At 45.2% G+C, this 6,097-nt stretch carries 6 protein-coding genes; 4 read left to right on the top strand and 2 right to left on the bottom strand.

The annotated features are described in order from the left end of the window. Nucleotides 1-1,000: 1,000 nt before the first annotated feature. On the bottom strand, nucleotides 1,001-1,228 hold the full coding sequence (locus VIM87_RS21760; protein ID WP_217606349.1) for a hypothetical protein: 228 nt from the start codon (nucleotides 1,226-1,228) through the stop codon (nucleotides 1,001-1,003). A gap of 816 nt (nucleotides 1,229-2,044) precedes the next feature. Between VIM87_RS21760 and VIM87_RS21755 the strand changes: the two genes are divergently transcribed. From VIM87_RS21755 to VIM87_RS21740, 4 genes are all read left to right on the top strand, one after another. Beyond that, the gene (locus VIM87_RS21755; protein WP_331999045.1) at nucleotides 2,045-3,289 is read left to right on the top strand and encodes a DUF2130 domain-containing protein; all 1,245 of its coding nucleotides are present in this window, start codon (nucleotides 2,045-2,047) and stop codon (nucleotides 3,287-3,289) included. Nucleotides 3,290-3,333: 44 nt separating this feature from the next. Continuing rightward, complete coding sequence (locus VIM87_RS21750) at nucleotides 3,334-3,960, top strand: HAD family phosphatase (protein WP_331999044.1); 627 nt, start codon at nucleotides 3,334-3,336, stop codon at nucleotides 3,958-3,960. Nucleotides 3,961-4,326: 366 nt separating this feature from the next. After that, the gene (locus VIM87_RS21745; RefSeq protein ID WP_331999043.1) at nucleotides 4,327-4,968 is read left to right on the top strand and encodes a DUF4136 domain-containing protein; all 642 of its coding nucleotides are present in this window, start codon (nucleotides 4,327-4,329) and stop codon (nucleotides 4,966-4,968) included. A 50-nt stretch (nucleotides 4,969-5,018) separates the two neighbouring features. Next, nucleotides 5,019-5,615, top strand: coding sequence for an outer membrane beta-barrel protein (locus VIM87_RS21740; protein WP_331999042.1), 597 nt, complete (start codon nucleotides 5,019-5,021; stop codon nucleotides 5,613-5,615). A gap of 135 nt (nucleotides 5,616-5,750) precedes the next feature. Here VIM87_RS21740 and VIM87_RS21735 read toward each other — a convergent pair. Further along, a partial coding sequence (locus VIM87_RS21735) for an FAD:protein FMN transferase (protein WP_331999041.1) occupies nucleotides 5,751-6,097 on the bottom strand: 347 nt, incomplete at its 5' end.

Raw genomic sequence — 6,097 nt, 5'->3', positions numbered from 1 at the left:
CTGTAATGCGTAAACAAGCCAATGCCTACACTTTAATTTTTACGCATCTTTCGGATAGAAGGCAAACCCAAATAGCAGGCATGCCACAAAGCCAATGATCAGGGCATCCGGGAGGTAAACGGAAAGATCTATTTCTCTCCTCCGAATGTTATACCTCACCGGCTGCCGCTGGTGTTTTATGATGAAATAGAAGACCTGCAGAGAAAACGCAAACCGCGCTGTTTATGCCGGAATGCGCACATAACCGCGGTGCTGACAGGAATCGGTATATGGCATTGGCTTCGTGGATAACGTTAACGTGCCTGTGATTACAAGAGTCATTTTCCTGTACAGAAAGCCTGTGGGAGGGAATAAGCAAGTGCTGAAATATTTATTAAATTAATGCCGGTAATAAAAACCACCGGACCATTAAATGATAGCTATTGAAATAATTCCATTAAGCGGAATAGAGATAGAGCACATTGGCAGGCTTAACCTGGGCTTTTCAAAAACCGCAGTGGAAGCATTGCTGGGCCCCCCTCCCAACCATCCAATGCAGCGCAATTGTATTATGATAAAGCAGTGCAATTGTATTACGATAAATATGAGCTAAGGATAGACCTTGATAAAAAAGGGGAAGTTGAGTTCATAGAATTTATCAATGGCCCGTTCCTGCTTTAACGAAATTATCCATTTATGGCGTTGATCCGTTTCAGGTAGGTGCAGATAACCTGATAGCGCTGCTCACTGCCAGCAACAATGGCCCCATTGACGATGGTGAAGCAGACTTCTGCTACACCTTCCTAAATATTTCGGTGGGCATTTGGCGGGAAATAAGCAGCGGGGATGTAGAAGAAGCTATTGCCGAAATGAAAGCAAGCGGTGAGTATGAAGAAAATACCAAAAAAGAACCCGCCATTCTGGCGGGTTTGCTATTTTGAGGATATAAAGGCCATTAATTAAGCTCCTTTTTATATTTTCAACAATAGATGAAGGCAGCTTCTTGAAATAATGTCAGAGGTTACAAATACTCGTTACAAATACGTTTGCCGATCTCTGTTAACAAACCTTCATCTATAATGCTTTCACGATAAATGGCATGGGAACAAACCTGGTCATTGGCTACAAACAATATATCCTGACCACCTACCTGCGCGGATATACGGCGAAGCGTTGGTTTTTTCTCTATTGCCAGATAAACATCATATTCGTTTCCCTTATAGGGCACTGTTAATTGTTGCTTTTCCATATAGAATCTATAGCAAAAAAGATACCTAATTCATCAATTTTCATCGATCCATAAACGTTAGCCTTCCTTACATATTGTTGCTTTTTATCATTTTAGGATCATATCTCATCTATTCATACTATTAATAATTTATAAGCACTTCGGGAATAAATCCTACAACTTTAAATGGTTCCAAACTTAATTAACAGCAAGTGAAGGTATAATGTTTAATTTTTCTGAAGATTCTGCCCCGGAGATATTCACATGTAAAAAATACGCACTATATGAATACCCAATGTGATGATGAAATTCCCTTTTGCAATTCCACAGCCCGCAGGAAGATGCTGGGGAAGATATGGACCCTACTAACATCAGTAGTTCCAATAACACCCGCTCACACTGCATGATCAGGGCTTACTACGTTAAAAATGTTAGCTACAACTCATCCCATGTTAATAGTCCTCTTAACAATACCTTAATCCCCGCTTAACCTCCACCTAACATCCCCTTCCGAAATTCGGAGTACAAAGTTTTAACCATCAATTATATTCATTCTAACAACCGGATTTTTACACGATACGCAGGATGACGCAACGGACAGCGCGTTTCCAACTGGAAGAAGAAGCCTATGCCTTTGCCACAATCCCCGCCCCTTATTGTTTGTTTTTTGCTATGTTAACCAGGAAGGGAAGGTTCTCCTTCCTTTTTTGTTTTTACCTACCTTTACACGCTGATACAATGCGTAGTGCTGTATTACATTCATAAAATCAATACTATTCTTGCTTTTGAATTATGGGAACATCAATCACATGCCCTAATTGCAAACACCAGTTTGTGATGGAAGATGCTTTTGCCGCCGACATTGAAAAGGAAATGCGGGGTAAAATGGAGACGGAGTGGCGCAAACGAATGGAAGGATTACAAGCCGAAAAACAACAGCTGTTACAACAACGCCAGCAGATAGAGCTACAGAAACAGGCACAGGAAGAAGAGCTGAATAAACGCCTGCTTGCGGAAAAAGAAAAAATGCAGGAAAGCCTGTCAGACAATATACGTAAGAACCTCAGCGCCGATTATGAGAACCAGCTGCGTATGCTGCAGCAGGCTAACCAGGAGCAGGAAGAGAAGCTGCGGGAGGCCCGCCGCCAGGAGCTGGAATTCCTGCGCAAAGAGCAGGAGCTGCGTAATAAGGAAGAAGCTTTGGAAATAGCCATGCAAAGAAAGATCCTGGAGGCACGCAACCAGCTTACAGAAGTGATCCGCAAAGAGGAAACAGAACGCAGCCAGCTGAGGGAATCAGAATTTCAGCTGCGTATGCGCGAAATGGAAAAACAGCTGGAAGACCAGCGCAAGCTGGCCGAAGAAATGAAACGCCGCGCCGAACAAGGCTCCATGCAGCTGCAGGGCGAAGTACAGGAGCTGGTGCTGGAAGAAATGCTGCGGGCCGCCTTCCCTTTTGATGAAGTGCTGGAAGTAGGCAAAGGCGTCAGAGGGGCCGACTGTATACAAACCATCCGCAACCAGTTTGGGCAGGACTGTGGCAAGATCATTTATGAAAGTAAGCGCACCAAGGATTTTTCCAAGGACTGGGTAGAAAAGCTGAAAGCGGATATGCGCAGCCAGGGCGCGGATGTAGCCATACTGGTTACCCAAACCATGCCCAAAGATATGGACCGCTTTGGCGACCGCGATGGCATATGGATCTGCACCTTTACAGAAGTAAAAGCCCTGGCCCTGGTGCTGCGCGATGGCGTAATGAAAGTAGCCAGCGCGCTGAAAAGCCAGGAGAATAAAGGCGATAAAATGCACATGCTGTACAACTACCTTACCAGCAGCGAGTTTGCAGAACAGTGGAAAGCCATCCGTGAAGGCTTCCAGGCCATGAAGCTCTCCATACAAAAAGAGCGGGAAGCCATGGAAAAGCTCTGGAAAGCCCGCGAAAAACAGCTGGAAAAAGTATTGCTGAATGCCGCCCATATCAAAGGCTCCGTAGAAGGTATTGCCGGCACCGATTCCGTAGACCTGAAGCTGCTGGAAGATGCGGCCGACGAGCTGCTGCTGGGTACCGATACCGATAAATAAAAAAGAGGGCTACCATATTATTAATTTATTATTATCTTTAATATATGCAAACCCATCAGAAACAATACGCTACCATCATATTTGACCTGGGCGCCGTGCTCATTGACTGGAATCCGCGGTACCTGTTCAACAAGATCTTTTCCACCCCGGCGGAAACGGAGCACTTCCTGCGGAATATCTGCACCTCCGACTGGAACGAGGAACAGGATGCCGGCAGGGCCCTCTCCGACGCTACCGAGCTGCTGGTACAGCAATACCCCGGTTACGAATCGCAGATCCGCGCGTATTACGGCCGCTGGAAAGAAATGCTGGGCGGCACTATTGATGATACCGTAGCCATCCTGGAGCAGCTTAAAAGCACCGGCCAGTACAAATTATATGCGCTCACCAACTGGTCTAACGAAACCTTTCCTATAGCGCTTACCCAATATCCTTTTCTGCAGTGGTTTGATGGCATTGTGGTGTCCGGCCGTGAAAAAATGAGGAAACCCCACGCCTGTTTTTATGAATTATTGTTGAACCGATACCACGTTAATGCAGCCGATGCCTTATTTATTGACGATAACCTGCGCAATGTTACTGCCGCTGAAGCCTGCGGTATAGAAAGCGTTCACTTCACCTCTCCTGATCAGCTTAAAAAAGTACTCACAGCTAAAGCAATTTTAAGTTAACACCATACGTTATACATAAGACCCTGATCAGTTATCTACTTAACAAAATATTAGGAAGACATTAACATTTCTACAATAAACTTCTGTAACCATACGGGATTCTAATGCGTTGAATATAAAACGCTGGTAAGCTTTCCTAACAATTCTGTCAAACCCGTACGTATACTGGATTTGGCATACTTAGTGTATGATCAATCTGGTGAGGCACTAGAACCACGAAGAGTACAAACGCGAAACCGTGCAGAACAATATTTTCTATGCACTTCCGGAAACCACGTTTGGTTACCTGCAGCTGTGGAGGCGGCATAGGGAGAATATTGTATGCAAGGATCAGCTATCCGATCAACTAATTAAATTTCAAGAGAGATGAAAAAGAGAAGACTTTGGTTTATGATGAGTGCTGCGGTAGCCCTTACTACCCTTATTTCCCTCAATAGCTGCCGTAAAGATCCGCTGAATGATATGACGGACGAAGAATCCCGGATCTATATCACCAACCGGGATAGTACAGCAAATTTTAGCTCCTACGCTACTTTCAGCATTGTAGATTCTGTGGCAGTGGCCAGCAATGGTACAGAGGCAAAACGTGCCCTTACAGACTACGATAAACAATTGATAGCAGCTGTAAAATCGGCCATGCAGGCAAGAGGTTACACCCTGGTGGATAAAGCCGCAAAACCGCAGCTGGCCGTGAACCTGACCCGTATTGACGATACCTACAGCAGCAGCTATTATGATGCGGGCTACTGGTCTGGCTGGGGCGGTTATTATGATCCGTTCTACTGGGGCTACCCCGGTTATGGTTACTACTTCCCCGCTTATTACACCGTGTACTATAAAGAGCGGGCCGTATCCATTGACCTGGTGGATCTGAAGAACGCCCAGGCGGATAAACAGCTGAATGCTATATGGAATGCGATGTTCAGGGGTTCCGGTGTGTGGGACAGTAATAACATTAATAACATGGTGTCAGCCGCATTTGCGCAATCAGCTTACCTGAAGAAATAATAGTAGTTACTTTAAAACTGAAGACGATGTTACGCTTAAAGAATTGGATCATGATCATAGCAGGGTGCCTGGTTATGCAGGCTGCATCCGCACAGGTACGCCCTCCTTTGTCTTTTAATATTAATTATTCCATTGCACAGCCTTTTGGTTCTGTGAAGGATTATAGTGATAAAACCAGCTTCCGCGGATGGCAGGCCGGCCTGCAATACATGATCTCCGACCAGATCGGGGTGGGTATAAAAAGCGGTTTCCAGGATTTTTATGAAAGAGCGCCCCGCGCGGTATATCCTACAAAGGGTGGCGATATTTCTGCAGTGCAAACACGTACCTTGCAGGTAATACCGGCCCTGGCCACCGTACAATATCAATTTACCAAGCCGGATGCAATAGTTATACCCTATGCATCGTTAGGTATAGGAGCGGCCAATATGAATTACGAAAAATACTGGGGTGAATTTGTAGATAAGGATAACAGCTGGCATTTTATGGTCAGCCCGGAATTAGGGATTAATATACCATTTGGCAAAGCTTCACCGTTATTATTTAATGCAAGTATCGAATACAACTACGCTTCCTACAAATTAGCCGAGATCACCAACTTTAGTACGTTACAAGGAAATATTGGTTTGCGCTGGCATATCAACTAAAGTTTGTCCATATTCTATCGAGGGAAGCCGTGTAAATATCGGTTGCCCCGCTGGCAGAAGGCCGGCGGGGCTTTTTTATGCGAAGAAGGCTTACCAGCTCAGTTGGCAGTCTTCAGCAGGCAGTGGGCAGTTAGCTCACCGTTTGTTCATGAACCTTTTAAAGCCGGGAGAATATTTTTCCTGCACTTTGCCCGCTGCATCTTTGTAAATGAAATAGGCTTCCAGCCCATATTGCGGGTACCGGCGAAGGAAAGCCAGGGCTTTATCCACCCCCATTAGTATAAGGGCATTATCAAAACCATCTGCCGTAATACAGTCCCTGGCAATTACGGTTACACTGACAATATTGTTATGTAAGGCCTGTCCTGAAACAGGATCAATTGTATGGGCAAAGCGGGTGCCGCCCTGGTCAAAAAAACGGCGGTAGTTGCCGCTGGTGGCAATGGCTTTGTTGGAAAGGTATAATAGGGTTTGTACAGGAT

The organism is Chitinophaga sp. (assembly GCF_036569125.1).
GTDB lineage: Bacteria > Bacteroidota > Bacteroidia > Chitinophagales > Chitinophagaceae > Chitinophaga.
Note: the sequence above shows the minus strand (reverse complement) of the source record. Positions and strands in the feature narration are given on the sequence as shown.

Coding starts and splice junctions, on each gene's coding strand:
- VIM87_RS21755 (WP_331999045.1), top strand. CDS start 2,045: ATGGAAGATGCTTTTGCCGCCGACATTGAAAAGGAAATGCGGGGTAAA.
- VIM87_RS21750 (WP_331999044.1), top strand. CDS start 3,334: ATGCAAACCCATCAGAAACAATACGCTACCATCATATTTGACCTGGGC.
- VIM87_RS21740 (WP_331999042.1), top strand. CDS start 5,019: ATGATCATAGCAGGGTGCCTGGTTATGCAGGCTGCATCCGCACAGGTA.
- VIM87_RS21745 (WP_331999043.1), top strand. CDS start 4,327: ATGAAAAAGAGAAGACTTTGGTTTATGATGAGTGCTGCGGTAGCCCTT.
- VIM87_RS21760 (WP_217606349.1), bottom strand. CDS start 1,228: ATGGAAAAGCAACAATTAACAGTGCCCTATAAGGGAAACGAATATGAT.